Below are 26,201 nucleotides of genomic sequence, written 5' to 3'. Positions count from 1 at the left end.
GGTGACCTCCGCCTTGAGGTGCGGTGAGGAGGTCAACCGGGGCTCTCGTGCGTGGGGGGCCGCTCGTGGGCCAGTCGCAGCGCCCTGGCGGCCGTCTCGCGCAGGGACAGGCCGAGGGCGGCCGAGGCCGCGGCCACGTCGTCGTGTTCGGGTTTGGCCGAGTGGGGTCCGTGCTTGACCCGCACGCGATGGCCCTCCAGGTCGACCTCGGTGATGTGCCGGGGCAGGGCCGTGCGCTCGACCGCGACCTCGCGCACGCCGAGCGCGCCGGTCTCGGCGAGGATCAGTTCGCGCAGGGCGGGGAGGGCGGGACGGCGGCACAGCAGGTGCAGTACGTGCGCCGGCCGTCCCTTCTTCATGGTGGCCGGGGTGGCCCAGGCGTCCAGGGCGCCGGCGTCGAGGGCTCGCGCGATCGTGTGCCCGAGCACCTCGCCGGTGACGTCGTCCAGGTTGGTCTCCAGGACAACGAGGGGTTCGGTGCCGCTGTCTCGGGCGGGCTCGGCGACGGTGACGGCGACGATGTTGGGGCGGTCGGGGAGTTTCCTGGTGCCCGCGCCGTAGCCGGTCGCCACCGGAGTCATCGCCGGCGGCGGGGTGTATCGCGCTCGCATGGCGCGCAGCAGCGCCGCCCCCGTGGGGGTCACGGTCTCGCCCGGCAGGTCGCTGCCGGTCACCAGCGCCCCTCGCAGCAGGGCGGCGGTCGCGGGAGCCGGTACGGGCAGTACGCCGTGGCGGGTGGTCACCGTGCCGGTGCCCAGCGGGATCGGGGCGCAGTGCACGGTGTCGACGCCGAGCAGGTGCAGCGCGGCGGCCACGCCGACGATGTCCACGAGCGCGTCGTGGCCGCCCAGCTCGTGCAGGTGCACCCGGCCGGGGTCGGTGCCGTGGATACGGCCCTCCGCCTCCGCGATCGCCCTCAGCGCGTCGCCGGCGAGGGCGGCGACCGGTTCGGGCCGGGCGGCCCCGGCCATCGCGATCAGTTCGGCGGCCTGCCGCTCGGTCGCCGTGTCGGTGACCGTGACCCGTACCCGGGTCGCCGCCAGGCCGTGGCTGAGGGCCCGCTCGGCGGTCAGCTCCCAGCCGGTGAGGCCGGTCGATCCCACCGCCGCGCGGATGCCCTCCAGCGGCGCCCCGGCGTCGATGAGCGCCGCCAGCAGCATGTCGCCGGCTAGCCCTGTGAACGGGTTGACCCAGCAGATCACGGCCGTCCCCCGGGCCGCGCCGCCTCCGCGCCGGCCGGGGTGGGCGGGGGTGGTGAGAGGGTGCGGCGAGTGCGGCGGGTGGCTGTGTGGGCGAGGCGGTGGGCCGCCATGGCGGCGCCGAAGCCGGAGTCGATGTTGACCACGGTGAGGCCTGCAGCGCACGAGGACAGCATCGCCAGCAGGGCGGTGACGCCCTCCAGGGCCGCGCCGTACCCGACGGAGGTGGGCACGGCGATCACCGGCGCCGCCACGAGACCTCCGACGGCGCTGGCGAGCGCGCCTTCCATGCCCGCCACGACGATCACCGCGTCGGCCGCGCGGAGCCGCTCGGTCTCGGCGAGCAGCCGGTGGATGCCCGCGACGCCCACGTCGCGGATCACGGTGACGGCGAGGCCGAGCGCCCGGGCCACGGCCGCGGCCTCGGCCGCCACCGGCCCGTCGGAGGTGCCCGCCGTGACGACCGCGACCGCGAAGGTTCCGGGTGCGGCCGGCCGCCATGCCAGCAGCCGCGCCGCCGGGTCGTGGGACCCGCCGGGCACGGCCGCGAGGACGGCCGGGGCGTCGGCCTCCTCGACCCGGGTGGCCAGCACCGGGCCGGTGTTGCGGGCGAGCAGGGCGGACGCGATCGCGGCGATCTCCCCGGCGGTCTTGCCGGGCCCGTAGACCACCTCCGGCGTCCCCTGGCGGGCCTCCCGGTCCACGTCGACCCGGGCGAACCCCAGGTCCACCACGCGCTCGCTCACGCCCGGCCGCCGGCCAGGTACGGGATGGTCTGCGGCCCCTCGGGGAGCACGCACACCCGGGCGCCGGGGCCGGCGGCGGCCAGCGCCTCGTTCACCGTGGCCTCGATGTCGTCGGTCTGTTCCAGGTGGGCGGTCGCCAGGTCGGCGTCGCCGAGGTAGGAGGTGTGCATCACCACCCGGGCGCCGGCCTGGATGCGTGCCTGGATCTGCACCTGCCACTGGTCGGGGACGGTCACCGGCCTGGCGGCGATCGCGTCGAGCAGCGCCTGCGGGGAGGGCTCGGAGGCGAGCACCTCGCGGTAGGAGCCGTGGTCGGGGAAGCCGTCGCGGCACTCGGCCGCGCAGACGATCACACCGCCCGGCCTGACCACCTGGAACGCCGCCGACATGCCCTTGACCGCCTGGTAGAGGTTCTGGTCGAGGGGGTAGCCGGAGTTGGTGGTGACCACCACGTCGAAGGGTGCCTCGACCTCCCGCATCGCGACCCGGCGGGCGGCGGCGGTGGCGGCGGCGTGCATGGGCAGGATGTCGCCGCCGAACGCCGCCGCGATGTCCTTGTCCCGGTTGAGGATCACGTCGAGGGCGAAGGTCACCCCGGTGGCCTCGGCGATCGCCCGCACGTCGTCGTGCACGGGGTTGCCCTCGATCACCCCCCAGGTTGCCCGGGGGTCGCCGATACGCGCGGCGTCGTGCAGGGTGAGGACGGTCTCCAGCGCGGCCAGGCCGGGGGCGACGAGTTTGGGGCCGCCGGAGAAGCCCGCGAAGAAGTGTGGCTCCACGAAACCGGTGGTGATCCGCACGTCGGCCTCGACCCAGGCGGTGTTCAGCCACACCGGTACGTCCTTGCCGAAGCGGCCGAGGTAGGTGAGCGAGCCGGGGTCGCGGGCGTCGTGGTTGACGATCCGCACGGAGTCCACGACCGCGTCGCCGAACATCGCGCGCAGTTCGGCCTCGGTGTTGCCGCGATGGGTGCCGGTCGCCACCAGGATGGTCACGTCGTCGAGGTCGACGACGCCGTCGAGTTCGTCGAGGATCGCCGGGATCATCAGGTGCCGCGGCTGGGGACGGGTGCCGTCGCAGGCCGAGATGGCGACGGTCTGTCCCGGCCGTACCCTCTCGCGCAGCGGTGGCCCGGCCACCGGATCGCGCAGGGCCGCCCGTAGCACGCCCATCTGGTCGGGCGCGGCCTCGTGGTGTACGGGGGTGACCACCGTGGTGGCCGTGTCCGGCAGCTCGACCGTGAGGCCGGTCTCCCCGTAAGCCAGGCGTATCTTCACCGTGTCTCCCTCGTCTCCCTCTCCCCCGTGTCTCCCCCGAGATCCTGCCAGAGTCCGTCGGCGACGCCGGTGCCGGGCGGTGCCTGATCACCGTCGGCCTCGCCAGGGGAGTTCTCGACGTCTTCGAGCACCGAACGGATCCACGTCTCGGTCGTGCCGATGTGCATCAGCGCCGCCGCCTGGGCGAGCGTCGCGTCGCCTGCGGCCAGGGCGTTGTAGATCGCCTCGTGCTCGGCGACGGTCTTGTGCGAGCTGCCGGCCTCGACCGTGCCGCGCCACACCCGCATCCGCAGGGTGTGGCCGGAGATCCCGTCGAGCAGGGTGGAGAGCGTCTCGTTGCCGGTCGCTCGCACTACGGCGCGGTGGAAGGCGGCGTCGTGGTGGATCAGCTTCTCCACGTCGTCGCTCGCCTCGCGCATCGCGTCCAGGTGCCCGCCGATCTCGGCGAGCTGGGCGGCGGAGATCCTCGACGCGGCCAGGGCGGTCGCCGCGGGCTCCAGCATCCGCCGCACCTGGACGATCTCCAGCAGGGTGTCGTCGCGCAGCAGCTCGACGGCGAGTCCCAGCCCTTCCAGCAGCAGCCTCGGCTCCAGGCTGGTGACGTAGGTGCCGTCGCCGCGCCGCACGTCGAGCACCCTGGCCACGACGAGTGCCTTGACCGCCTCGCGCAACGGGTTGCGGGAGACGCCGAGGTGGGCGGCGAGCTGGTGTTCGGGGGGGAGCCGCGACCCCGGGGGCAGTTCCCCCGACTGGACGAGCGCCCGGATGCGGGAGATCGCTTCGTCGGTCAGGGACATGGGCTCGACCTCCGGTCGTGGAGTCGCTCGATCGATACGCAGGTCACGGCCGGAACATAACAGACATCCCATGTTCACGCGAGGGTTCGATCGTCCGGGAGCGAGCGTGGGCCGCACGGGGCGCGATAAAGGCACTAAATATCCGACTTTTGTGCAACGTTCACGGTATTTCGCCGGAAGGTCTAGACACATCACGTCAGGAGGATTACAAAGACATCCCATGTCCATGTGGTGAAGCTCTCTTCATCTTCCGGAAACATCCACTGGAGGTAGACCTTCGTGCGCACGCATCACCGGAGCGGGACCCCGTGACGGAGCTGATCACCGCGGTCGAGGCCCACGACATCCGCTTTCCCACCTCTCGGCACCTCGACGGTTCCGACGCCATGAACCCCGAGCCCGACTACTCCGCCGCCTACGTGATCGTGCGGACCGACGGCGGGCAGGAGGGGCACTCGCTCGCCTTCACCGTCGGGCGCGGCAACGAGATCGCCGTCGCCGCCGTGGAGTCGCTGGCGCCGCTGGTCACCGGACGGCCGGTCTCCGAGGTGCTCGGCGATCTCGGCGGGGTGTCGCGCCGGCTCACCGGCGACAGCCAGCTGCGCTGGCTCGGCCCGGAGAAGGGCGTCATCCACATGGCGGCCGGGGCCGTGCTCAACGCTCTGTGGGACCTTCGTGCGCGCAGAGCGGGTAAGCCGCTGTGGCGGCTGCTGGCGGAACTGTCCCCTGAGGAGATCGTCGACGTCGTCGACTTCCGCTACCTGGAGGACGCGCTCACCCGCGAGGAGGCGCTCGCCATCCTGCGCGCCGCCGAGCCCGGCCGCGCCGAGCGCCAGGCGCGCCTCATCGCCGAGGGCTACCCCGCCTACACCACCACCCCCGGCTGGCTCGGCTACACCGACGACAAGCTGGTCCGGCTGTCCAAGGAGGCGGTCGCCGACGGATTCGGCCTGATCAAGCTGAAGGTCGGCGCCGACCCCGCCGAGGACGTCCGGCGTGTACGGCTGGCCCGCGAGGCGGTCGGTCCCGACGTGCGCATCGCTGTGGACGCCAACCAGGCGTGGAACGTCGGCCAGGCGATCGAGCGCCTGGCCGCGCTCGCCGAGTTCGACGTGTACTGGATCGAGGAGCCCACCTCCCCCGACGACGTGCTCGGCCACGCCGCCATCCGTGAGCGGGTCGCGCCCATCAAGGTCGCCACCGGCGAGCACGGTCACAACCGGGTGATGTTCAAGCAGTTCCTGCAGGCGGGCGCGATCGACATCCTGCAGCTCGACGCGGCCAGGGTCGCCGGGGTCAACGAGAACATCGCCATCCTGCTGCTCGCCGCCAAGTTCGGTGTGCCGGTGTGCCCGCACGCGGGCGGCGTCGGACTGTGCGAGATGGTCCAGCACCTGTCGATGTTCGACTACGTGGCCGTCACCGGCACCACCGAGAACCGCGTCATCGAGTACATCGACCACCTTCACGAGCACTTCACCGACCCGGTGGTGATCGAGGACGGCCGATACGTCGTCCCCGTCAAGCCGGGTGGGGGCGCCGAGATGCATCCGGCGTCCCGCGCCGAGTACGCCTACCCGCACGGCCCCCAGTGGGCAGCCGACGCCACGGGGGTGGCGTGATGGGTGCCTTCGACGATTTCACGGCTTCGGCCACCGGCACCAACCTGGCCGCGGACGACGACATGGACGAACTCCGTCCGCGACCCAGCACATGAAAGGAACAACCATGAGACGAGGATTCGCTCTGGGAACGGCCATCGCCCTCGCGGTCGGCCTGACCGGCGCGTGCGGGGGCGACGCGGACTCCGGCACGACAGCCGCCGCCCCGGGAGATAGCAAGCCGGTCGTCGGGGTGGACTACCCCCGATCCGACACCGACTTCTGGAACTCATTCATCAAGTACGTCCCCCAGTTCGGCGCCGAGAACGGCCTCGACCTGAAGACCTCCAACTCGCAGAACGACATCGCCAAGCTCACCTCCAACGTGCAGAGCCTCGTCAGCCAGGGCGTCAAGGGCCTCGTGCTGGCGCCGCAGGACACCGCGGCCGTGGCCCCCACCCTCCAGCAACTCACCGCCAAGAAGATTCCCGTCGTCATGGTCGACACCCGCCCCGAGCAGGGTGACGCCTACATGGTGGTGCGTGCCGACAACCGGGCGTACGGGGAGAAGGCGTGCAAGTTCCTCGGCGAGAAGCTGTCGGGCAAGGGCAAGGTGGTGATGCTCCAGGGCGACCTCGCCTCCATCAACGGCCGTGACCGCACCGAGGCGTTCAACGACTGCATGAAGGCCAACTACCCCGACATCACGGTGTTCGGCGAGGCCACCAACTGGGACGGCGCCATCGCCTCACAGAAGCTCCAGACGCAGCTCACCGCCAACCCCGACATCAAGGGCGTCTACATGCAGTCGAGCTTCGCCCTGGCGGGCACCCTCCAGCTGCTCAAGCAGCGCAACCTGCTCGTCCCCCCGAGCGACCCCAAGCACGTCTTCGTCGTCTCCAACGACGGCATCCCCCAGGAGCTGAAGGAGATCGCCGCCGGCAACATCGACGCGACCGTCTCACAGCCGGCCGACCAGTACGCCAAGTACGCGCTGGAGTACACCAAGGCCGCGATCGAGGGCAAGACGTTCCAGCCCGGCCCGACCGACCACGACAGCAACATCATCCAGGTGCGACCCGGCCTGCTGGAGGACCAGCTGTCGGCACCCCTGGTCACCGCCGACGGCGGCACCTACGGAGACGTCCCGAGCGTCAAGTCGGACGACGCCTCGCTATGGGGCAACAACCTTGGCGGCTGACCAGACGACCACACCCCTCGTCGAGGCGGTGGGCGTCAGTAAGAGGTACGGCGAGACCGTCGCACTCGACCGTGCCGGAATCCGGATCATGCCCGGCCGGACCCACGCCCTGGTCGGTCGCAACGGGGCCGGGAAGTCGACCCTGGTCTCGATCCTCACCGGCCTGGCGCCCCCCGACGAGGGCGAGGTACGGTTCGGCGGCGAACCCGCCCCGCGCCTCACCGACCGTGACGCCTGGCGGCAGCGGGTGGCCTGCGTCTACCAGAAGTCCACGATCATCCCCGAGCTGACCGTGGCGGAGAACCTCTACCTGAACCGTCACGACCTGAACAGGTTCGGACTGGTCCGCTGGGACGCGCTGCGGCGCAAGGCGGCCACGCTGCTCGCCACCTGGTCGGTGGACGTCGACGTGCGCCTGCCGGCCGGCGAGCTGGACGTCGAGCAGCGGCAGTTCGTGGAGATCGCCCGCGCGCTCTCCTTCGGCGCCCGCTTCATCATCCTCGACGAACCGACCGCCCAGCTCGACGCCGCGGCCATCGCCCGGTTGTTCACCCGCATCCGCGCCCTGCAGGAACAGGGGGTGACCTTCCTGTTCATCAGCCACCACCTGCAGGAGATCTACGAGATCTGCGACACGGTCACGGTCTTCCGCGACGCCCGGCACATCCTGACCACCGCGGTGGCCGACCTGACGCACACCGACCTGGTGGCGGCGATGGCGGGAGAGGCGACCGGCCTGACCGCGGCGACGCCCAGGGCGGCCGTGCCCGCCGACGCCGGTGTCGCGCTCGACGTGCACGACCTGTCCTACGGCGACACCTACCGGGAGATCGACTTCCAGGTCCGGGCCGGCGAGATCGTCGGCCTGGCGGGCGCGGCAGGCAGCGGCCGGACCGAACTGGCCGAAACCGTCGCCGGGCTGCGCGCGGCCGATTCGGGCACGATCGAGATCGCCGGACGTCGCCCCCGTCCCGGCAGCGTGCCCGACGCGCTCGCCGCGGGCGTCGGCTTCGTCCCCCGCGACCGGCATCACCAAGGGTTCGTCGCGATGATGTCGATCGCAGACAACGCCACCATGACCGTCCCCGAACAGCTCGGCGAGGCCGGTCTGATCAGCGGCAGGCGGCGCGACCGGCTCGCCAGAGTCTTGATCGACAACTTGGCGATCAAGACTCCCGGCCCCGACCTGCCCGTGATGGGCCTGTCTGGTGGCAACCAGCAGAAGGTCGTGATGGCCAGGGCGCTCGCCTCCGACCCCCGGGTGCTCGTGCTGATCACCCCCACCGCGGGGGTGGACGTGAAGTCCAAGGAGTTCCTGCTCGGCAAGGTCGAGGAGACGGCCGAGAAAGGGAGCGGTGTGGTGATCGCCTCCGACGAACTCGACGACCTGCGGCTGTGCGACCGGCTACTGGTGATGTTCCAAGGCCGTCTCGTCGCGGAGATGGCCGCCGGATGGCACGACCACGACGTGGTGGCGGCCATGGAAGGAGTCCGGCTCGATGCCCTCGACGCCTGAGAAAACCCGTACGCCCGCGCCGGAGAGCGTCGCCCCCGAACGGGAACGGCCCCGGCTGCGGCTCGCCAGGTTGCGTGACCTCGCGCTGATCCCCGCGATCATCGTGATCGCCGTTGTCGGCCAGATCGTCCACCCGATCTTCCTTCAGGGCGACAACCTGATCAACATCCTGCAGACCATGTCGGAGATCTCGCTGCTGGTCATGGCGCAGACCCTCGTCCTGGTCGCCGGCAAGATGGACCTCTCGCTGGAGTCGACGTTCGGCCTCGCGCCGGGTGTGGCCGCCTGGCTGACCGTCGCGGTCGGCTCGGGCGCCGGGCTCGGCGTGCTGTCGGGCGCCTGGTCGATCCCGATCACCCTCGCCGTCGGAGTGCTGATCGGCGTGATCAACGCTTTGTTGATCGTGCGGTTCGGGCTGAACGGCTTCATCGTCACCCTTGGCATGCTGATCGTGCTGCGCGGCCTGCTCACCGGTATCTCCGGCGGCCAGACCTTCTTCAATCTGCCGCCGTCGATGCTCTACCTCGGCTCGGCCCTGTGGTTCGGTGTGCCCGCCTCGATCTGGCTGTGCCTGCTGTTGTTCGCCATCGGCATCGTGCTGCTCGGTTTCACCCGTTACGGCCGTGCCCTGTACGCCCTCGGCGGGAACGTGGACGCGGCCAAGGCGGCCGGTATCCGCACCGACCGGGTGCTGTGGACCGCCCTGGTGGGCGCCAGCCTGCTCGCCGCGCTCGGGGGCCTGCTGCTGTCGGGGCGCCTCGCCTCGGTGGCCGCCGCGCAGGGCGACGGCGCCATCTTCACCGTGTTCGCCGCGGCCGTGATCGGCGGCGTGAGCCTCAACGGCGGCAAGGGCACGATGTTCGGTGCCTTCACCGGCATCCTCCTGCTCTACATGATCCAGAACGTCCTCACCCTGGCCGGCGTGCCCGCCCAGTGGATCCAGGCTCTCAACGGAGCCATCATCCTCATCGCCCTCATCCTCTCCCGTCTCACGGGAGGCAAAGTCCAGGACTAGCTCGTCTCAGGTACCTCTTTCCCGTTCCTCCGCCATGGCGCCCTTCCGGGCGCCATACCCCCTGACCGATTGGAACGAAATGTCCGAGCACCCCCTGACACGCAGACGACTGATGCAGATCGGAACGGTCGGAGCAGGCTCCATGCTGTTACCGATACCGTGGACGGCGGCCGCCCAGGCCGCCTCGGCCCCGCCCCCGGCGGTGGTCGCCGCGAACGACATGGCGCTCTGGTACAACCAGAGCGCCGGCACCGACTGGCTCCGCGCACTCCCGATCGGCAACGGCCGCCTGGGTGCGATGGTGTTCGGCAACGTCGACGTCGAGCGTCTGCAGCTCAACGAGGACACCATCTGGGCCGGTGGCCCCTACGACCAGAGCAACACCAGAGGCGCGGCGGCGCTGGCGCAGATCAGGCAGCTGGTCTTCCAGAACCAGTGGAGCCAGGCGCAGACCCTGATCGACCAGAACATGCTCGGCAGCCCCGCGGGGCAGCTCGCCTACCAGCTCGCCGGCAACCTGCGGCTCACCTTCGGCAACACGAGCGGGGTCTCCGAGTACAACCGCTACCTGGACCTGACCACGGCCACCACCATGGTGTCGTACCTGAAGGACGGCATCCGCTACCAACGCGAGACGTTCGCGAGCGCGCCCGACCAGGTCATCGCCGTGCGCCTCACCGCCGACAGGCCCGGCTCGATCACGTTCTCCGCGACGTTCGACAGCCCTCAGCGCACGACGCGCACCAGCCCGGACGGCACGTCCGTGGGGCTCGACGGCGTCTCGGGCAACATGGAGGGCAAGACCGGCGCGGTCCGGTTCCTCGGGCTGGCCCGCGCCGTCGCCGAAGGCGGCACCGTCACCAGCAGCGGCGGCACGCTGCAGGTGACCGGGGCCAACAGCGTGACGGTGCTGATCTCCATCGGCACCAGCTACGTCAACTACCAGAACGTCGGCGGCGACTACCAGGGCATCGCGCGCGGGCACCTCAACGCGGCCGTCACCAGGTCCTACAGCGACCTGCGCAGCCGGCACGTCGCCGACTACCAGCGGCTGTTCTCGCGCACGACGCTCGACCTCGGCCGCACATCGGCGGCCGACCAGCCGACCGACGTGCGGATCTCGCAGCACGCGAACACCAACGACCCGCAGCTGTCGGCCCTGCTGTTCCAGTTCGGCCGATATCTGCTGATCTCATCCTCGCGTCCGGGCACCCAGCCGGCCAACCTGCAGGGCATCTGGAACGACTCGCTGAGCCCGTCGTGGGACTCGAAGTACACCATCAACGCCAACCTGCCGATGAACTACTGGCCGGCCGACAGCACGAACCTGTCGGAGTGCTACGAGCCGGTGTTCAAGATGATCAACGACCTCACGGTCACCGGCGCCCGCACGGCCCGGGTGCAGTACAACGCCGGCGGCTGGGTCACCCACCACAACACCGACGGCTGGCGGGCCACCTCGGTCGTGGACGGCGCGTTCTGGGGCATGTGGCAGACCGGCGGCGCATGGCTGGCCACCATGATCTGGGACCACTACAACTTCACCGGCGACGTCGACTTCCTGCGGGAGTACTACCCGGCCATGAAGGGCGCCGCCCAGTTCTTCCTCGACACCCTCGTGGAGGAGCCGGCCCTCAGGTATCTGGTCACCAACCCGTCGAACTCCCCGGAACTGGCCCACCACTCGGGCGTCAGCGTGTGCGCGGGCCCCACGATGGACAACCAGATCCTGCGGGACCTGTTCGACGGCTGTGCCAAGGCGAGCCAGGTGCTGGGCGTCGACGCCGACTTCCGTACGCGGGTCCTGGCGACCAGGGACCGGCTCCCTCCGATGAAGGTCGGCTCGCGCGGCAACATCCAGGAGTGGCTGTACGACTGGGTCGAGACCGAGCCCAACCACCGGCACGTCTCCCACCTGTACGGCCTGCACCCCAGCAACCAGATCACCAAGCGCGGCACCCCCTCCCTGTACACCGCCGCGCGGCGGACCCTCGAACTGCGCGGTGACGACGGGACCGGCTGGTCGCTCGCCTGGAAGATCAACTACTGGGCGCGGATGGAGGAGGGCAACCGGGCGCAGAACCTGATCCGCCTGCTGGTGACGCCGGCCAGGCTCGCGCCGAACATGTTCGACCTGCACCCGCCGTTCCAGATCGACGGCAACTTCGGCGCCACCTCCGGCATCGCCGAGATGCTGCTGCAGAGCCACAACGGCGAGCTGCACGTGCTGCCGGCACTGCCCTCGGCCTGGCCGAGCGGGAAGGTGCAGGGGCTTCGGGGACGCGGCGGCTACACCGTGGACATCACCTGGGCCTCCGGCCTGGCCGGCGAGATGCTCGTCAAGTTCGACCGCGCCGGCACGGTGAACGTGCGCAGCCAGTCGCTCACCGGGACCTACCAGGTGGTCGACACCACGACCAATGGCGCCGTCACCGTCACCAGCCCGGAGGCCGGCGTCATCAGGCTGACCGGCCAGGCCGGTCGCACCTACCGCGTGACGGCGTCCGGCACGCCGCAGCAGCCGACGGGCTATGTGCGGATCACCAACGGCACCACCGGCCTGGCACTGGACAGCGGCGGCAACGTCGCCTCCGGATCGAACCTCAAGCAGTGGAACGCCTCCGACGGCAGCACCAACCTGCAGTGGCAGCTGGTCGACCTCGGCGGCGGCTGGTACCGCATCGTCAACCGCACCAACGGCATGGTCATCGACAGCTGGGGCAACACCGCCAACGGCGCCAACGCCAGACAGGCCGCCTGGACCGGCAACAACAACCAGCAGTGGCGCCTCAACAGCGTGGGCAACGGCCGCCAGCAGATCATCAACCGCGGCACCAACACCGCCCTCGACGGCATGGGCAACAGCACCGCCGGCTCCACCGTCGCCATGTGGGCCCCCAACAACAGCACCAACAACCAGTGGACCATCACGAACGTGTGAGGTCGCCGACCTGATCACCGTGCGCTTCGCCGCGACCGTCCACCGGTCGCGGCGAAGCCCGCCCCGGTGCGCACCGAAGGGACGGCCGGAACGCCGCCGAGCCCGGAGGGTCGCGACGCGCCCCCGACCGGCCCGGCCGCCGTGACCGGCGCCTTTCCCTGAACTCCTCGTCTGCGGGCCCGGCAGGCAACGGGTAGATCTTTCTGCGTCCTGTGTCAAATGTAACCCTCGGACGGCTACAGTTCCCGCGTGCGTTTCATCCCTTTTGTCATGATTTCTGCCGCTCTCGCGACGATCACCGCCTCCCCGGCACGGGCGATCACGAATGGTTCGCCCGACCTGACCGTTCACCCGCAGGTGGGAGCGATCATCGGCGACATGCCCAACGATGACGGCACATGGTCCTACTGCACCGGCACGCTCATCTCGCCGACCGTCTTCCTCACCGCCGCCCACTGCGCGGAACCGGGGCAGAAGAGCGCCCAGGTCTCCTTCTCCAGCCGCTACCGGCCGGGAGACAAGATCTACACCGGTCGCTACGTCCTCGACTCACGCTACAAAGACGAGTCCGATCTTCATGACATGGCCGTCGTCGTCTTCGACGCGGCGATCCCCGGCATCACGCCCGCCAGGTTGCCCACCGAGGGACTGCTCGACCGCCTCAAGGCCGACAAGACCCTGAAGACGATGAGATTCACCCCGGTCGGGTACGGCGCCATGGCCTCGGTCAAGGTCAAGCACAGGACACGGCTGACCTACACCGACACCCGCTACCAGGCGTCCATCTCCTTCGAGGCCCTCACCCGCGACTGGCTCAAACTGTCACTGGACCCCTCCAAGGGCGACGGCAGCACCTGCTTCGGCGACTCCGGCGGCCCGAACTTCCTGGGGGGACCCACCTCGGACCTGCTCGTGGCCACGACCATCAGCGGGGAGGACGAGGCGTGCAAGAAGATCAACTACGACTATCGCCTGGACACCCCGGCGGCCCGGAGTTTCCTCAAGAGGTTCGTCACGCTCCCCTGAACGGGTGATCGCCCCGGCGCGAAAGCCGCTCCGAACGGACTTTCACCGCAGGACCGGACCCGTACCGCGCGGGACCGGAGCGGCCCCCGCCCGCACCCCGGCCCCGTGACATTCGCGGGCCGATGAGACCCGGTGAGACATCGCCGCCGTCCACCGCGACCCGCTCGGCAGGCAGTTCATGCCGCGACGTCCGATTGCTGAATTATTCATCTTGGCCGGCATGAAAGATGCACGCGCTTTTGATGATTGATGCTCTGGCCGCCCTTGGCCTGCGACCACATAATTGATTTACACCCGGAACAATTATGTCGACGCCAAGGAGAGTGAAAATTGTCGGCCAAGACCATGCTTCTCCTGTCGGCAGGCGTTCGTATTCGCCCACGATCCACGGACGGCTGCTGAGCGCCGACAGCGGCTCGCCCGGCCGCGTGCCATTGAGACGGTTGTGCTCGAAACAGCCACTCGGGTCATCGGTCGTCACGGGAACATGCGGGCTTAAATCGACGCCGAGAATAGCCTAATCCGTGCCAGGAGACAGGAGAAAGAAATCATGGACTCTCAGGTTAAGAAGCCACCACCACTGCTTCTTTTGTGCCTCGCCCAGTTCATGCTGACGCTCGACTTCGCGATCGTGAACGTCGCGCTGCCATGGATCAAGACCGACCTGTCCTTCACCTCCGGCGCCCTGCCCTGGGTCGTCGGAGCGTACGCGCTGTTCTACGGCGGCTTCCTGCTGCTCGGTGGGCGCGTGGGCGACATCATCGGCCGCAAGCGCATGTTCGTGTGGGGCCTCGCGATCTTCACGATCGCCTCCCTGGTGGGCGGTTTCGCGACCTCCTCCATCGTGCTCATCGCCGCCCGTGCCCTGCAGGGCTTCTCGGCCGCGGCGGTGGCTCCGGCCGTGCTGGCGATGATCGGTGCGGGCTTCCCCGAGGGGGAGGCGCGGGCCAAGGCCATGGGCGTGTTCGGCGCCGTGTCCTCGGTGGGCTTCGCCGGTGGCGTGCTCGCCGGCGGTGTGCTGACCGAGATCTTCGGCTGGCGTGCCGTCATGTTCATCAACGTCCCGGTCGGCATCGCGATGGTCGTGCGCGCCGCGATCCGCCTCGACGACGACAGCGTGTCGACGCGCTCCTCGCGCATCGACGTCCCCGGCGCCATCCTGGTGACCGCGAGCATGTGCGCGATCGCCTACGCCCTCACCATCGCCTCCGACGAGGGCTGGGGCAGCGCCGGTGTGCTGACCCCGCTGATCGCGGGAGCCGCGCTGCTCGTCGTGTTCCTCTTCGTGCAGACCCGCGTGTCCGCGCCGCTGGTGCCGCTCTCGATCTTCCGTAACCGCGGGGTGACGGGCGGCAACCTGGTCGCGTTCCTGTCGGGTGGCGTCATGTCCATCTCGACGTTCTTCATCACGCTCTACATGCAGCAGGTCCTGGGCTTCTCGGCCATCCTCACCGGGCTCGCGTTCTTCCCGCAGGCCCTCGTGGTCGTGCTGGCGTCGCTGCCGGTGGCGAAGACGACCGCGCGGATCGGAGCCCGTCCGGTGCTGGTCGTCGGCGCCCTCTTCCTGGTCGTCGGCTCGCTGGTGCTGGCGCTCGCGCCCGCCAACGGCTCGTTCCTGCTGAACGTGCTGCCCGGAGGCGTCCTGCTCGGCGTCGGTGTGACGGTCATGATGATCAGCACCGCGGTGGCGGCCACGTCCGGTGTGGCCGGTGCCCAGATGGGCCTCGCGTCGGGTCTCTACAACTCGAACCGCCAGCTCGGAGTCGGGCTGTGCCTCGGCGTCGCGGTGGCGGTGGCCTCGCTCGTCGGCGGGACGGGACAGGGCATCTCCGTCGACGGGATCCAGACGGCGTTCTGGCTCTCCACCGCGCTCTCCGTGGTGATCGTGATCATCTCCGCGACCGTTCTTCCGGCGGTGCGCAAGCCGGCTCCCGCCGCTCCCGCGGCTTCCGTCCCGGAGGCCAGGTCCGCCTCCGTAGCCGGCGCCTAGTCTTCGGCGGGTCTTCGGCGGATCTTCACAGGGAGAGGGCCGGTCCCGGCGCACGCCGGGACCGGCCCTCTCCCCATGTCCGCTCGGGCTCCCCGCGCGCCTCGCTCCTCGCGTCGGGGCGGAGCACGCTCGGCCCCGGCGGCACTCCCACTCCAGGCCCACTCCAGGCCCACTCCCCTGGCCGAAGCCGGGAGTCCGCGCCCGGCAGCTCCGATCGCGAACGCGCCGGTCGGTCTTTTCCGGTTTCAGACGGCCGCCTCAGCCGCCCAGGTACTCCCCCGCCGCGTCGAGGAGCCAGGCCGCGAGGTAGGCCGCGAAGGACGAGCGTACGAATATGTGGAACTCGTCGTCCCCGCGCGCGGCGAGGACGACCTGGGCTCGGGCGAGCATGGTCTGGGCGCAGCGCCCGGGGCCGAACACGCGAGGGTGCAGGTCGAGGGCGCAGCCGTGGGAGAGCAGGTCACGGGCCCTGGGACCGGCCACGAGCAGTACGGTCCGCTGGGCGGAGACGTCGGTGACGGCGGCGTGACCGGTTCCGGCCGCGGCTCGCAGCCGGGTCTCCAGACCCGTGTCGCCCGCGGGCCCGACGACGAGCCACTCGTCGGGACCGAGCCACAACACCAGGGTGTCGCTCCCGGCCGTACCGGACGGCGGCACATCGTGTCCGACGCTCGCGAAGGTGCCCGGCTCGACGGGGAGCGGGACGCCGAGGGCGGCGAGGGCGCCGGCGACGCCGGTCGCGGTGCCGCTCCCCGGCTCCACCCGCAGGTCGATCTGGGTGAGGAACGGCAGCTCCGCGATGCGGAGGTCCTGGCTCGACACCGGTTCCAGCCGGGCGAGCGGGCTCAACCGCCCGGTCGGTGGCTCAGCCATCGCGGCGCGCTCCCTCGGGGTCGTAGAGGACGTGGTGGGTGACGGTGACGGGCAGCAGCTCCCCTGCGACGGGCACGTACAGCCGCTCGCCGACGCGTTCGCGCCCGCCGCTGACGAGGGCGAGGGCGAAGGTCCTGCCGAGCGCGGCGCTGCGGTAGCTGGAGGTGACGTGGCCGAGCGTGGGGACCGGCGGCTCGGGCAGCCGGTCGAAGGCCACCAGGTGGGAGCCCTCGGGCAGCAGGAGGTCCGGGTCGAGCGGCAGCAGGCCGACCAGGTGCTTGCGGTCGGGCCTGGCGGTGTCGGCGCGGGAGAAGGAACGCTTCCCGAGGAAGTCGGCCTTCTTCTTGGACACCACCCACTCCATGCCGAGGTCGGCGGGGGTGACCGTGCCGTCGGTGTCCTGCCCCACGATGGGGTAGCCCTTCTCGGCCCGCAGCACGTGCATCGTCTCGGTCCCGTACGGGGTGACCGCCCCGGTGGCCTGGAGCGCCTCCCACAGGGCGAGCCCGTCCCAGGCGCTGACGTTGATCTCGTACGCCAGCTCACCGGAGAAGCTGATCCGGCACACCCGCGCGTCCATGCCCGCCACCCGGCCGTCACGCCACGTCATGAACGGGAAGCTCGCGTTGTCCACGGCGAGGTCGGGGGCGAGTGCTGCGAGCACCTCGCGGGAGCGCGGCCCGGCGAGCGCGACCGTCGCCCACTGCTCGGTGACCGAGGTGCAGTAGACCCGCAGCGACGGCCATTCCGTCTGCAGCCACTCCTCCATCCAGTCGAGGACGGCCGCGGCGTTGCCGGTGGTGGTCGTCACCAGGAAACGGTTCTCGGCCAGGCGGATCACCGTACCGTCGTCGAAGACCATCCCGTCGGGGCGGCACATCACGCCGTAGCGGATCGAGCCGACCTTGAGGGTGCTCATCAGGTTGGTGTAGAGCCGGTCGAGCAGCTGCGCGGCGTCCGGCCCCTGAATGTCGATCTTGCCGAGTGTGGAGGCGTCCATCGCTCCGGCCGCCTCCCGCACGGCCCGGCACTCGCGCAGGACGGCGGCCTCCATGTCCTCGCCCTCGCGTGGGTAGTACCAGGGCCGCTTCCACTGGCCGACGTTCTCGAACGGCGCTTCGTGGGCCACGTGCCACTCGTGCAGCGCGGTGACCCGGACGGGATCGTGCAGCGCTCCCCTGTCGCGCCCGGCGAGGGTCGCGAAGGAGACGGGCACGTAGGGCGCGCGGAAGGTGGTGGTGCCCAGCTCCGAGACGTCCACGCCAAGGAGGTGGGCGACGACACCGCTGGTGAGCACCCCTGAGGTCTTTCCCTGGTCGTGCGCGGTTCCCGCGGTGGTGTAACGCTTGACGTGCTCGACCGAACGGAGCCCGGCCCCGGTGGCGCGCATGATGTCGGCGACGGTGACGTCGCGCTGCAGGTCGACGAAGTGGGTCCGGTAGTCGTCGGCGGGGACGAGCCACACGTGCTCGGGAAGGGCTCCGCCCAGTGTCTCCTCGGCTGTCTCCCGGAGGTTCGAGACCGCCTCCGTGTCCCGCGCTCCCCCGGCCCCCGCGGCCTCCGTCGCCTCCCGGGCGGACGCGTGGGGGACGGTCGGGAGGGCACCGAAACCGGCCGCCTCGGCGGCCCGCGCTCCGGCGGCGGCGCCGTCCTCCAGGCAGGAGGCGAGGGTGCGGAGCCCTCGGGCGGCCCCGGCCACCTCGACGGCCTGACGGCAGGTTCCGGGGACGAAGGAGCCGAGCGCCTCGTCGTAGCGAAGTGTCCCCGACGCCTGGCTGAACAGGTGGACGGCGGGGTTCCATCCGCCCGAGACGAGCAACAGGTCGGCTTCGATCTCGCGTCCGCCGGAGGTGTCCGCCTCGGACGCGTTCGTCCCGGAAGCGGACGCCTCTGGGGCGACACCTCCGGGCGCGGCGGACCCGGACGCGGTGATCCCAGAGGTGACGGCCTCTGACGTGTTCGTCCCGGCAGCGGCTCCGGAAGGCGTGCCGGCCTCGGCGGGTCTTTTCGAGACGGTCACGGAGGTGACGCCGTGTTCGCCGTTCACACGGGTGACGACGTGACCGGTGAGCACCTCGGCACCTCCGAGGCCCCCGGCGAGGTCCCCCGCGTCCGTGCCGTCCACGTCGTCCGGACCGCTCAAATCATCCGGGCCGCCCCGCCCCGCCACCCCGCCGGGGCCGTTCCGGCTCGGGTCGGCGGCGGGGCGCGTGTCCACGACGGCGGCGATCTCGACGCCCGCGGCGGCCAGGTCGCGGGCCGCGGCGTAGGCGCTGTCCCCGGTGGTGAAGACCACCGCGCGGCGGCCGGGCAGGACCCCGTACCGGTTGACGTAGGCGCGCGCCGAACCGGCGAGCATCACACCCGGCAGGTCGTTGCCCGCGAAGGCGATCGAACGCTCGTGCGCGCCCGTGGCGAGCACGACGCGGCGGGCCCGGACGCGCCAGACGCGCGTCCGGGAGGAGGCGTTCTCCCCCCTGCGTTCCACGGCGACCAGGTAGTTGTCGTCGTAGTAGCCGAACACGCTGGTACGGGTGAGCACCCGCACCTCGGGACGGGCCTCCAGCTCGGCCAGCGCGGTGGCGGCCCAGGTCGCGCCCGGGAGGCCGTCGACGTTCTCACCGGTGTCGGGCAGGCTTCCACCCGGCGAGGGACGGTCGTCGGCGAGGATCACCCGGGCGCCCGAGGTGGCCGCCGCGGCCGCCGCCGCGAGGCCCGCCGGCCCCGCGCCGACCACCAGGACGTCGCAGTGCGCGTACACGCCGTCGTGGCGCGCCGGGTCGGGTTCGGCGGCGAGCCTGCCCCTGCCCGGCAGGCCGGTGGCCACCAGTCCCGCGTACAGCTCGACGACGGTGGCCTGGAGCATCGGCTCGGGGAAGGGGTGCTCGATCTGGACGACGGCGTTGGGCTCCTCGGTCCAGGCGGCGAAGATCCCGCGAGGGCGGCCGAGCGCGACGCTCGTCGCGACCGTACGGACGCCGTTGGCGAGCAACGCGGCGGCGAGCGTGTCGCCCCGGTACCCCTCGTAGTCGCGGCCGTCGAACCGGAACGGCAGTGTCTCCCCGCGATGGCCCGCCCGGCGGAACGGCTGCTCGCTCACCGGCTCACCGGCCCCGGCTCGCCCACCCGGTAGACGGCGTGGAACTCGTTGGTGGCGGTGTCGCGGACCGCGTTGAACCAGCGGCGGCATCCGGCCACGTGGTACCAGCGCTCCGCGAAGGGCCCCTTGGGGTTGTCGCGGAAGAACAGGTATCTCGCCCACTCCTCGTCGGAGAGCGCGGCGGGGTCGTCGGGGTAGACGACGTGGGCCTGCCCGCCGTAGTGGAACTCGGCCTCGTCCCGTGGCCCGCACCACGGACAGGGGATCAGCAGCATCGGTCGGGCTCCTTCAGTGGGCCACCGCGGCGGCGCCGTGCTCGTCCACGAGCGCGCCGGTGGTGAATCGTTCGAGTGTGAAGGCGGCGTTGAGGGGGTGCGGCTCGTCGTGGGCGATCGTGTGCGCGTAGCACCATCCGACGCCCGGGGTGGCCTTGAAGCCGCCGGTCCCCCATCCGCAGTTGACGTAGAGACGGTCGACGGGGGTGAGCCCGACGACGGGCGAGGCGTCGGGGGTGACGTCGACGATCCCTCCCCAGGTGCGCAGCACGTGGGCCCGCGCGAAGACGGGGAACAGCTCGAGCGCCGCCGCCATCTGCCGCTCGATGATGTGGAACGCGCCGCGCTGCCGGTAGGAGTTGTAGGCGTCGATGCCCGCCCCCATGACCAGCTCGCCCTTGTGCGCCTGGCTGACGTAGACGTGCACCGCGTTGGACATGACCACCGTGGGGTGTACGGGCTCCAGCAGCTCCGAGACCAGGGCCTGCAGCGGGTGGCTCTGCACCGGCAGCTCCACCCCCGCCATCCGGCCGACGACCGAGGAGTGTCCCGCCGCGCACATCGCGACCCTGCCCGCGGCGATGCGACCCCTGGTGGTGCGTACGGCCTCCGCGCGCCCGTCCACGACGTCGATGCCGGTGACCTCGCAGTGCTCGATCAGGTCGACGCCCATCGCGGCGGCGGCGCGGGCGAACCCCCACGCCACGTAGTCGTGCTTGGCGATTCCCGCGCGCGGCTGGTATGTGGCGCCGAGGACCGGGTAGCGGGTGCCGGGCGAGACGTCGACGATCGGGCAGACCTCCTTCACCTCCTCGGGGCCGAGCCATTCGGCGTCGACGCCGTTGAGGCGGTTGGCGTTGACCCGGCGGACGCCCTCCCTGACGTCCTGCAGGCTGTGCGCGAGATTGAGCACGCCGCGCTGGCTGAACAGGAGGGGATAGCCGAGGTCCTCCTCCAGCCCTTCCCACAGCTTCAGCGAGTGCTCGTAGATGCCCGCGCTCTCGTCCCACAAGTAGTTGGACCGGATGATGGTGGTGTTGCGGGCCATGTTGCCGCCGGCCAGCCAGCCCTTCTCCAGCACGGCCACGTTCGTGATCCCGTGGTTCCTGGCCAGGTAGTAGGCGGTGGCCAGGCCGTGGCCTCCGCCGCCGACGATCACCACGTCGTAGGAGGGCTTCGGCTCGGGAGCACTCCACAGCCGGTCGGGGTGCTCGGGGAGCTCCTCGGTGCTCATCGTTTTCCTTTCGGCGTGGAGTCCTCCGCCTTCATGCACGGCAAGGAAGTCGACGTCGTCCCTTCTCGGTCCCTCGGGCGAGCCCGCACGCGGGTGGGTTCGGGCCTCGCGGAGTTCACGGGCATCCCCTTCGTTCCCGGTGCCCGGTCAGCCACGCAGGCGCTCCATCGCCGGGTCGTAGAGCGGCTCCTCGGCGACGACGGCGGGCACCCGCTTGTCGAAGTAGCCGATGTGCAGCTCTCTCCCAGGCACGGACAGCTCGGCGGGCAGCCAGGCGTAGGCGATGTTCTTGCCGATCGTGTGGCCGTAGGCGGCGCTGGTGACGTATCCGGCGCGGGACGCGCCGTCGTAGACCGGCTCCTTGCCCATCACGACGGCGGCGGGGTCGTCGACGGTGAGGCAGGTCAGCCTGCGCCGGGGGGTCGTGCCGCGCTCGGCGAGGGCCGCGCGGCCGATGAAGTCGCCCCGGTCGGCCTTGCGCACGGCGAAGCCGAGGCCCGCCTCGTACGGGTCGTGCTCGTAGGTCATGTCGGTGCCGAAGGAGCGGTAGCCCTTCTCCAGCCGCAGGCTGTTGAAGGCGCCGCGGCCCGCCGCGATGATCCCGTGCTCCTGGCCCGCCTCCCAGAGGGTGTCCCACAGCTTCGCGCCCATGTCGGCCGTCGTGTAGAGCTCCCAGCCCAGCTCCCCGATGTAGGAGAGCCGCAGCGCGGTGACGGGCACGGCGCCGACGTACGCCCGCGCGGCACGGAAGTAGCGGAAACCGCCGGGGCCGAAGGCGGGCCCGGCGAGCGGGGCGACGACCTCGCGGGCCAGGGGACCCCAGACGCCGACGCAGCAGGTTCCCGGCGTGATGTCGGTGACGGTGACCGACCCGTCGGCGGGCAGGTGACGGCGCAGCCAGTCGAGGTCGAGGTTGCCGTTGGCGCCGACCTGGAACAGGTCGCGGCCCAGCCGGGCGACGGTGATGTCGCTGCGGATGCCGCCGTCGTGGTCGAGCAGCAGGCAGTACGTGACCGAGCCGACGGACTTGTCGACGTCGCCCGTGGAGATCCGCTGCAGAAAGGCGGCGGCACCGCGGCCCGCGACCTCGATCCGCTTGAGCGCGCTCATGTCGTAAAGGGCGACGGCCTCGCGTGAGACCTGGGCCTCCGCGCCGACGATCGGCGACCAGTGGCGGGCGGCCCACTCGTTGGGGCGGGGGATGTCACGGCCGTCGAGCAGTGGCGCGTTGGCTCCGTACCACTGGGGACGCTCCCAGCCGGCGGCCTCGAGGAAGTAGGCGTCCAGCTCGCGCTGGCGGGTGTGGAAGGGGCTGGTGCGCAGCGGGCGCAGGTTCTCCGCCGGTTGGAGCGGGTGGATGATGTCGTAGACCTCGACGAAGTTCTGGCAGTCGCGGGTGCGGACGTACTCGGGGGCCAGCTGGTGGGCCTCGAACCGGTTGACGTCGCACTCGTGCAGGTCGAAGGAGGAACAGTGACCGTCGGCCAGCCACTCGGCCATGGCACGGCCCACTCCCGCCGAGTGGGTGACCCACACGGCCTCGGCCACCCAGAAGCCCTCCACCTCGCGTGACCGTCCGAGCAGCGGCATGTTGTCGGTGGTGAAGGAGAACAGGCCGTTGATCCCCGCTTCGAGCTCGGCCTTCCCCGTGGCGGGCAGCAGCGCCTTCGTCTCGGCCCAGGCGGGGGCGAAGTCATCGCCGGTGAACGCCAGCACCGAGGGCATGACCTCTGCGTCGGCGATCGGGAGGATCTCCTCGGCGGTGATCGGCATCGGGCGGTGGCCGTAGTAGCCGACGCCGAGCCGGTCGAAGCGCTCCCGGTAGTACAGGTCGGCGTCCTGGTGACGCAGGATCGGCCGGACGGCCTCACCGGCCTGTCCGGCGAGCGCGGGGACGGGACCTGTCCAGGCGAACTGGTGGGCGAGGGGGGTGAGCGGCAGCGTCATGCCGACCATGCCCGCGACCTTGGGCCCCCAGATCCCGGCACAGCAGACCACGAGGTCCGCGGGGATCTCGCCCCGGTCGGTGACGACGGCCGCGACCCGGTCGTCCTCGACGCGGATGTCCAGCACCTCGTGCCGGTCGAGGACGCGAACACCGCGTTCCTGCGCGCGCGCGAGCTGAACCTCGACGGCGCGCACGGCTTTGGCCAGGCCGTCGGTGGGGACGAACAGCCCTCCGAGGATCCTGTCCCGGTCCAGCAGGGAGTGGCGCTCCACGCACTCCTCGGGGGTGAGCACGCTCGCCTCGATCCCCCAAGAGGTCGCCCAGCCGTGGCGCCGGTGCAGCTCGGCGAGCCGCTCTGGCGTGGTGGCCACCTCCAGGCCGCCCACCTGAAGGAAGCAGCCGAGGTCGACGAGCTTCTCGACGGTGTAGCGGGCGAGCTCCGCCATGGTCTTGGAGGGGTTGGTCTGGAAGACCAGGCCCGGCGCGTGGGAGGACGATCCCCCGGTGGCGGGCACGGCGCCCTGGTCGACGACGGTGATGTCGTTCCAGCCCCTGGCCGAGAGCTCGTCGGCGAGGGCCGCCCCGACGACCCCGGCTCCGATGATGACGACGCGTCGGCCCGCCATACCCACCTCCGTCGTTGCGCAGTCCGAAACGAAGTGCGCTTCCCGCAACAGATTGTCCTCCCGTCTCCAACACTGTCAAGGACGGGTGAACGATCGTCCGCGAGGGGGACGGCGGAGCGGTGCTCAGTCCTGGGCGGGCACCGGGTGGATGCCTCCGGCTACCGCTACCTCACCGTCGCGATGAAGAGCCCGTCATCCGGGGCGCGGGCGTGGGTCGCGCTCAACCGCCGGCAGCGCCGGGCGGGCGTGACCTCGCCGGTACCCGCCTGAGAACCGGCGCGGCGGGCGAGTGCCCGGGTTTGACGCCGTTTCCGGGACGAATGATGATCAATGCATGTTCACCCGCGCGGTCCTCGTCATGACAGGGGCATTGGTGCTGACGCTGGTGGGAGGCTGCGGCAACGTCCCGGCCCGCGAACATGTCCCCGCCTTCCCACCTGACGCCGCGGCAACGCGGCCGGCGGTCCCGCCCTCGCTGCCGCCGTCACCACCGCCGACCGCGTTGTCGCCGCCCCCCTCACCGGTGGGTGAACTCGCGAGATCGTCGTTGGCTCCCGCGCCGTCGCGACCGGACCTCGCCTCGTCCCTGGCGGTGGCGATGGCGACCGCCGCTCCCCTGGCCGCGAGCGGGCCGCCGCGCTTCTTCGTCTCCGCGTGGACGCCGATCGCCCGCTTCCCCGAGCGGTCGAAGACCGCGATCCTCACGCCGGTGCCGCCCTCCGTACATGACGCCGGGACCGGGAGGTTCATCGCGGCCGTCCCGCTGCCGCCGGGGGTCGAGTCCTCGTGGAAGCTCGCGGCGGCGGCGCCGGACAACCGGACCTTCCTGCTCTCCGGCACCGGCGGGCGAGAGGGCGATGTGCGGTTCTTTCGGGTGCGTCTCGACGAGGAAGGGCGGCCGGGCACACCCGAGCCGGTGCCGGAGTCCGGCCGGGGCGTGTCCGGGGGGCTGCCGGTGCTCGCCATGAGCCATGACGGGACCAGGTTCGCCTTCGCCGACATGGTGGCCGGGGGGACCATCGTCCGCGTGGTGGAGATCGCCACCGGGGCGCGACGCGACTGGTTCAGCGGGGACATGCGGGTGAGCGGCCTGTCCTGGGCCCCGGACGGCCGGCGAATCGCCGTGGCGGCGCCCAACCGGGGCCTGGGCGTCCTGGACCTCGCCGCCACCGGGTCGGACCTGGTCGCCGCCACCCGTCTCGTCAGGCCGATGAGAGGCCTACCGCCCGTGGAGTCGGTGGCCTACACCCCCGACGGTGGCTCTTTGGTCTACTCGGTCGGCCACGACATCGAGCGCGTTCCCGCCGACGGCGGGGATGCGGTGGTACTCGCCCGGCTGTCGCTTCCGAAGAGCACGTCACTCACCGTCCGGTTCGCGCTCGACGGGACCGGCCGGCACTTGCTCCATACGCACGACCGGCGACTCCACCGCGTCGACCTGCGCGACGGCTCCACCGACTCGGTGCCGATCGGGACAGGCGACCTGCCGCCCGGCGGCCAGACACCCGACGCCGCCTGGTAGGGGGCCGACTCATCGCCGTGAGGGTGGAGGCGACCTCAGGTGATGGTCGCGCGGGAGCGACGGGGATCGCCGGACGGGTTGTTCCTCGCCGCCAAGGGCGGCTACAACGTGGAGAGCCACAACCACAACGACGTCGGGCCGTTCATCGTCGCGCTGGACGCCCGGCCGGTGCTGGTCGACGTGGGGGTGGGCGAGTACACCGCGCGGTGGCCGCCCCGGCGGCAGCGTGGCCTGGCTGCCCTGGGGCATCGCCCTCGGCGCGGCAACGCTGGCCTACCGCCGACGCCGCCACCAGGGCTCGGACCCGGATCGGCCATCACCGGCGACAGACCGCTCAAGCGATGTGATCGGCATTTGTGGCCGCGCTCATCATGGATGGTGATGGTTCACCGCATAAGGTCGTTGTCGGTGACCCGGCGTTGACCGGCGTCCAACGTGTGGCGGGACGCCTTGGGCAGGCGGGCACGGAGGGTGGCGCAGCGGGCGAGAACCAGGTCACGATTCTTGGCGTCCTTCACCCATGCCGGAAGCCGACTGGCCAGGCTCGCGTTGCGGTTGGGTTCGCGCTCACGGATGAACGCGCGGACATATCGCTCCAGGAAATCCAGGTGCTCGGCGTCATAAGCCCACAGCACGTGATTTCCGCACGGTGTCTGCAGCCACAGATCGAGTCCGGCATAGCAGGTCGCGTCCGCCCGACTCTCGGGCCACCAGCGCGAGGGGAGGCTGGTCACCGTCCGGCAGTCGGTACATCTCACCGGCATCGACGACGGTGGCGGGCTACCTGAGCGTGAGCCGCAGCGGTGGATGTCACGACCACAGCCGGGACACCGTCCGCCGGCGTAGACCGTGATCCGGCCCGACCAGCCGCTTTCGGGCACCTTGTTGGCGTATCCACAGGACAGGCAGGTCACACGACCGCCACTGACCACGGCGCAGTCCGAACAGCGCAGGCAGCGCACCAAGACCCGGGTCGTGCGCAGGTACTGCCAGGGGTCTCCGCGATCGGAGAACCGGCGGGGGTCCGCGCTCATGTCCCTACGATGCCATGACGCGTCGCGGCAGACGAACCGGTTTGTCAGTGTCTGATCTTCGCGTTCGCCGTGTCGGCGGCGACGAGGACGTGCGGCCACAGCAGCGCAACACCGTGGAACGCTGCTTCCAGAAGATCAAAAGACTGATCTTGGCCGATGCTCGCCGCCGAGGCGTGGCCATCCTGCCGTTGGATGTCAACCGCAGTACCGGCTCCCACCAGGCCGAACCCCTCCCTGCGGAGGGCCGACCCCGGCCCAGGTCAGGCAGTGGACGGGCAGC

20 protein-coding genes are annotated in these 26,201 nt (G+C 70.9%); 9 read left to right on the top strand and 11 right to left on the bottom strand.

The genetic code is table 11. The features are described from left to right. Positions 1–32: 32 nt before the first annotated feature. From larC to ACFY3V_RS34930, 4 genes are read right to left on the bottom strand one after another with little or no spacing between them, the layout of a single operon-like run. On the bottom strand, positions 33–1,202 hold the full coding sequence (gene larC, locus ACFY3V_RS34945; protein WP_389779433.1) for a nickel pincer cofactor biosynthesis protein LarC: 1,170 nt from the start codon (positions 1,200–1,202) through the stop codon (positions 33–35). Continuing rightward, positions 1,199–1,945, bottom strand: coding sequence for a nickel pincer cofactor biosynthesis protein LarB (gene larB / locus ACFY3V_RS34940; protein ID WP_389779431.1), 747 nt, complete (start codon positions 1,943–1,945; stop codon positions 1,199–1,201). The genes larC and larB overlap by 4 nt, the downstream gene beginning before the upstream one ends. Further along, positions 1,942–3,222 (bottom strand): nickel-dependent lactate racemase, encoded by a 1,281-nt coding sequence (gene larA, locus ACFY3V_RS34935; protein ID WP_362907289.1) that lies wholly within the window; start codon positions 3,220–3,222, stop codon positions 1,942–1,944. Before larA ends, larB begins: the two co-directional genes overlap by 4 nt. Then, complete coding sequence (locus ACFY3V_RS34930; RefSeq protein ID WP_362907287.1) at positions 3,219–4,019, bottom strand: FadR/GntR family transcriptional regulator; 801 nt, start codon at positions 4,017–4,019, stop codon at positions 3,219–3,221. Before ACFY3V_RS34930 ends, larA begins: the two co-directional genes overlap by 4 nt. Before the next feature lie 308 nt (positions 4,020–4,327). On the opposite strand from ACFY3V_RS34930, the gene ACFY3V_RS34925 reads away from it, so the two are divergent. The 7 genes from ACFY3V_RS34925 to ACFY3V_RS34895 all read left to right on the top strand — a co-directional run bounded on the left by ACFY3V_RS34925 (position 4,328) and on the right by ACFY3V_RS34895 (position 15,309). Beyond that, complete coding sequence (locus ACFY3V_RS34925) at positions 4,328–5,641, top strand: enolase C-terminal domain-like protein (protein WP_362907285.1); 1,314 nt, start codon at positions 4,328–4,330, stop codon at positions 5,639–5,641. 106 nt (positions 5,642–5,747) lie between these two features. Then, positions 5,748–6,821 carry a sugar ABC transporter substrate-binding protein gene (locus ACFY3V_RS34920; protein WP_362907283.1) on the top strand — a complete coding sequence of 358 codons (1,074 nt, stop codon included), beginning with the start codon at positions 5,748–5,750 and terminating at the stop codon, positions 6,819–6,821. Further along, positions 6,811–8,337, top strand: coding sequence for a sugar ABC transporter ATP-binding protein (locus ACFY3V_RS34915; RefSeq protein WP_362907281.1), 1,527 nt, complete (start codon positions 6,811–6,813; stop codon positions 8,335–8,337). The genes ACFY3V_RS34920 and ACFY3V_RS34915 overlap by 11 nt, the downstream gene beginning before the upstream one ends. Beyond that, complete coding sequence (locus ACFY3V_RS34910) at positions 8,321–9,352, top strand: ABC transporter permease (RefSeq protein WP_362907279.1); 1,032 nt, start codon at positions 8,321–8,323, stop codon at positions 9,350–9,352. The genes ACFY3V_RS34915 and ACFY3V_RS34910 overlap by 17 nt, the downstream gene beginning before the upstream one ends. Positions 9,353–9,494: 142 nt before the next feature. Further along, entirely contained in the window at positions 9,495–12,293 is a 2,799-nt protein-coding gene (locus ACFY3V_RS34905) for a glycoside hydrolase N-terminal domain-containing protein (protein WP_389779427.1), read from the top strand. Positions 12,294–12,563: 270 nt separating this feature from the next. After that, the gene (locus ACFY3V_RS34900; RefSeq protein WP_362907657.1) at positions 12,564–13,319 is read left to right on the top strand and encodes a trypsin-like serine protease; all 756 of its coding nucleotides are present in this window, start codon (positions 12,564–12,566) and stop codon (positions 13,317–13,319) included. A gap of 550 nt (positions 13,320–13,869) precedes the next feature. After that, on the top strand, positions 13,870–15,309 hold the full coding sequence (locus tag ACFY3V_RS34895; protein ID WP_362907649.1) for an MFS transporter: 1,440 nt from the start codon (positions 13,870–13,872) through the stop codon (positions 15,307–15,309). 258 nt (positions 15,310–15,567) lie between these two features. Here the strand turns inward: ACFY3V_RS34895 and ACFY3V_RS34890 are convergent, their stop codons facing one another. From ACFY3V_RS34890 to ACFY3V_RS34870, 5 genes are all read right to left on the bottom strand, one after another. Then, complete coding sequence (locus ACFY3V_RS34890; protein WP_362906319.1) at positions 15,568–16,182, bottom strand: sarcosine oxidase subunit gamma family protein; 615 nt, start codon at positions 16,180–16,182, stop codon at positions 15,568–15,570. Continuing rightward, entirely contained in the window at positions 16,175–19,282 is a 3,108-nt protein-coding gene (locus ACFY3V_RS34885) for a 2Fe-2S iron-sulfur cluster-binding protein (protein WP_389779423.1), read from the bottom strand. The genes ACFY3V_RS34890 and ACFY3V_RS34885 overlap by 8 nt, the downstream gene beginning before the upstream one ends. Further along, a complete protein-coding gene (locus ACFY3V_RS34880) occupies positions 19,279–19,557 on the bottom strand; it encodes a sarcosine oxidase subunit delta (RefSeq protein WP_350946323.1) in 279 nt (92 codons plus the stop codon). Before ACFY3V_RS34880 ends, ACFY3V_RS34885 begins: the two co-directional genes overlap by 4 nt. Positions 19,558–19,570: 13 nt before the next feature. Continuing rightward, positions 19,571–20,791 carry a sarcosine oxidase subunit beta family protein gene (locus ACFY3V_RS34875; RefSeq protein ID WP_362906323.1) on the bottom strand — a complete coding sequence of 407 codons (1,221 nt, stop codon included), beginning with the start codon at positions 20,789–20,791 and terminating at the stop codon, positions 19,571–19,573. A 147-nt stretch (positions 20,792–20,938) separates the two neighbouring features. Continuing rightward, complete coding sequence (locus ACFY3V_RS34870; RefSeq protein WP_389779420.1) at positions 20,939–23,365, bottom strand: FAD-dependent oxidoreductase; 2,427 nt, start codon at positions 23,363–23,365, stop codon at positions 20,939–20,941. A 334-nt stretch (positions 23,366–23,699) separates the two neighbouring features. Between ACFY3V_RS34870 and ACFY3V_RS34865 the strand changes: the two genes are divergently transcribed. Together ACFY3V_RS34865 and ACFY3V_RS34860 are read left to right on the top strand one after the other, a co-directional pair. Further along, the gene (locus tag ACFY3V_RS34865) at positions 23,700–24,887 is read left to right on the top strand and encodes a WD40 repeat domain-containing protein (protein WP_389779418.1); all 1,188 of its coding nucleotides are present in this window, start codon (positions 23,700–23,702) and stop codon (positions 24,885–24,887) included. A 39-nt stretch (positions 24,888–24,926) separates the two neighbouring features. Further along, the gene (locus ACFY3V_RS34860) at positions 24,927–25,310 is read left to right on the top strand and encodes a hypothetical protein (RefSeq protein WP_389779416.1); all 384 of its coding nucleotides are present in this window, start codon (positions 24,927–24,929) and stop codon (positions 25,308–25,310) included. Here the strand turns inward: ACFY3V_RS34860 and ACFY3V_RS34855 are convergent. Continuing rightward, entirely contained in the window at positions 25,274–25,921 is a 648-nt protein-coding gene (locus ACFY3V_RS34855) for a hypothetical protein (RefSeq protein ID WP_389779414.1), read from the bottom strand. The genes ACFY3V_RS34860 and ACFY3V_RS34855 overlap by 37 nt on opposite strands. Before the next feature lie 44 nt (positions 25,922–25,965). Beyond that, the gene (locus tag ACFY3V_RS34850) at positions 25,966–26,139 is read right to left on the bottom strand and encodes a hypothetical protein (protein WP_389779412.1); all 174 of its coding nucleotides are present in this window, start codon (positions 26,137–26,139) and stop codon (positions 25,966–25,968) included. Positions 26,140–26,201 lie beyond the last annotated feature (62 nt).

The sequence above is a fragment of the Streptosporangium sp. NPDC000095 genome, assembly GCF_042899335.1.
GTDB lineage: Bacteria > Actinomycetota > Actinomycetes > Streptosporangiales > Streptosporangiaceae > Streptosporangium.
This window is presented reverse-complemented; position numbering and strand designations above follow the sequence as displayed.

Bases quoted from the DNA above. Each gene is read 5' to 3' on its own strand.
- ACFY3V_RS34900 (WP_362907657.1), top strand. From the start codon at position 12,564: ATGATTTCTGCCGCTCTCGCGACGATCACCGCCTCCCCGGCACGGGCG.
- ACFY3V_RS34880 (WP_350946323.1), bottom strand. From the start codon at position 19,557: ATGCTGCTGATCCCCTGTCCGTGGTGCGGGCCACGGGACGAGGCCGAG.
- ACFY3V_RS34905 (WP_389779427.1), top strand. From the start codon at position 9,495: ATGCTGTTACCGATACCGTGGACGGCGGCCGCCCAGGCCGCCTCGGCC.
- ACFY3V_RS34920 (WP_362907283.1), top strand. From the start codon at position 5,748: ATGAGACGAGGATTCGCTCTGGGAACGGCCATCGCCCTCGCGGTCGGC.
- ACFY3V_RS34865 (WP_389779418.1), top strand. From the start codon at position 23,700: ATGTTCACCCGCGCGGTCCTCGTCATGACAGGGGCATTGGTGCTGACG.
- ACFY3V_RS34870 (WP_389779420.1), bottom strand. From the start codon at position 23,365: ATGGCGGGCCGACGCGTCGTCATCATCGGAGCCGGGGTCGTCGGGGCG.
- ACFY3V_RS34875 (WP_362906323.1), bottom strand. From the start codon at position 20,791: ATGAGCACCGAGGAGCTCCCCGAGCACCCCGACCGGCTGTGGAGTGCT.
- ACFY3V_RS34890 (WP_362906319.1), bottom strand. From the start codon at position 16,182: ATGGCTGAGCCACCGACCGGGCGGTTGAGCCCGCTCGCCCGGCTGGAA.
- ACFY3V_RS34930 (WP_362907287.1), bottom strand. From the start codon at position 4,019: ATGTCCCTGACCGACGAAGCGATCTCCCGCATCCGGGCGCTCGTCCAG.
- ACFY3V_RS34910 (WP_362907279.1), top strand. From the start codon at position 8,321: ATGCCCTCGACGCCTGAGAAAACCCGTACGCCCGCGCCGGAGAGCGTC.
- ACFY3V_RS34895 (WP_362907649.1), top strand. From the start codon at position 13,870: ATGGACTCTCAGGTTAAGAAGCCACCACCACTGCTTCTTTTGTGCCTC.
- ACFY3V_RS34855 (WP_389779414.1), bottom strand. From the start codon at position 25,921: ATGAGCGCGGACCCCCGCCGGTTCTCCGATCGCGGAGACCCCTGGCAG.